This window comes from Mycobacterium montefiorense, from assembly GCF_003112775.1.
Taxonomy (GTDB): domain Bacteria; phylum Actinomycetota; class Actinomycetes; order Mycobacteriales; family Mycobacteriaceae; genus Mycobacterium; species Mycobacterium montefiorense.
In genome coordinates this window covers 1-525 of the sequence record NZ_BFCH01000029.1, presented here as the reverse complement: position 1 = coordinate 525, position 525 = coordinate 1, and the positions used below count along the sequence as shown (strand labels likewise).

1 protein-coding gene is annotated in these 525 nt (G+C 62.5%); it reads right to left on the bottom strand.

The window, feature by feature from the left end:
• Nucleotides 1-525 (bottom strand): AMP-binding protein (locus DB708_RS23410; RefSeq protein ID WP_133251046.1); only part of this gene is annotated, 525 nt, incomplete at both ends.

Here is a 525-nt window from a genome sequence, read left to right as displayed (position 1 = left end):
GTCGGGCCATAGGCGTTGACCATCACCCGGCCAGGCGCCCACCGATCCACCACCTCAGGCGGGCAGGCTTCACCAGCGATCACCAACGCCACCGATTCCAAACCCTGCGCCGACAACGCCGCGACCGCCGACGGTGTCTGACTCAACACCGTGACCTGCTCGGCCACCAACAGAGCGTGGAAATCCTGCGGTGAACTCACCACGTCTTCGGGTACAACGACTACCCGCCCACCACGCAGCAAGGCACCCCAGATCTCCCACACCGAAACGTCGAAGCTATAGGAATGCCACTGCGACCACACACCCTCACGCGGGAGTCTGGTATCCAGCGAGTCGATCAGGTCGGTGACGTTGCGGTGCGCAATCCCAACACCTTTGGGGGTGCCGGTAGTGCCCGAGGTGTAAATGATGTACGCAATATCGTCAGGATCGGGCGCCGTGACTGCGGTGGTGGGTTGGGTCGTGATCGCCGGGTCCTCAACATCAATGACCCACAGATCACGGCCAGCCAGACCAGTAAGGCGC